General features: G+C 68.1%; 1 protein-coding gene. It reads right to left on the minus strand.

The features are described from left to right. Positions 1 to 633, minus strand: a 633-nt coding sequence (locus G6R24_RS21125) for a hypothetical protein (protein WP_163550861.1), incomplete at its 3' end; no start/stop codon positions are given. Between the last annotated feature and the right edge of the window lie 443 nt (positions 634 to 1,076).

Here is a 1,076-nt window from a genome sequence, read left to right on the forward strand (position 1 = left end):
CGGTGCTGGTTGGCGATCCGGTGCCGGCTGGCCGCCGGGGGTCGCGCGGTCGCCGAGGGCGGCGCGGTTGCCCGACGTCCGGTCGGCCAGGGCACGGTCGCCGGTCGTGGCAGCGGTGTCGAACCAGTTGAAGGACACACTTCGACCGCGCAGGGTGGCGTTCTCCGAACGGAGGATCACCAGGAGCGCGGTGGCTAAGGAGGCGCGCATCCGCGACTCGGCGAGCTGACGCTCGAGTTCGGCGACGTACTCGAGGCTGGGCTCCGCGGCCGCATCCTCGCCCGGGTCCGCTTCGTCGGCCGCCTCGGGGCCGAACGCCGCCACGAACAGCGGATGGGCATGGGCGAGCTGTGCGCCGCGCTCCTCGTGATCGTCCGGGAAGAGCAGTTCGAGGTAGCACTCGACAACGTGCCAGTCGATCTCCTTGTCGCCGCGGAACTGGCGGCTGAGATCGCGGGCGCGGGAGCGGCGAACGCGGGCGTCTCCGTCATCCGCCCAGACCTTGCGGACGACCATCTCGTAGCTGACTCGATACGGCTGGTTGAGATCGTGGAGATGATGGAGCAACGTCAGCTGACTCTTGTTCTCGAGCTCGGCCTTCGGGCCGCGGGGCCGGGCTCCGGCAAGGGACATCGCCGTACCATCCGTTCGTCGTCGTGGTGCGTCCGAATCCGAACTGGGGTGGCTCCGAACTGGTGTGGCAACGTCCCGCTGCCCCGTGAGGACGCGGAGCCACCCTCAACTTTCGGCTGCACCGCGAACGCACGGCCGCCCCGCGAATACGAACGGTCCGCCGCCCTCGGCCGCCTCATCGCGCCCGACAGCCGGTGCCGCCCGACAACCGTGTGGTTCGACGGCCATGCGGTGGGTCGATCCGCCTGCCCGCTGACCTACAGCCGCTCCTGAGGGTAGCCGTTCGGCGCGGTGATGGAACGGTTGGTCGCACCACACGGTGGACGTGTAAACCCTCACGAGTGCCATCCGCGTCAGGCGTTGACTTTCGGGGTGGGATCGGGAGGCTTATGCAGAAGCCTGATTTCATTTCAAAACAAAACGGGATGCGCCCGAGTTGAAAG

Source organism: Candidatus Frankia nodulisporulans, assembly GCF_902806475.1.
Taxonomy (GTDB): Bacteria; Actinomycetota; Actinomycetes; order Frankiales; family Frankiaceae; genus Frankia; species Frankia umida.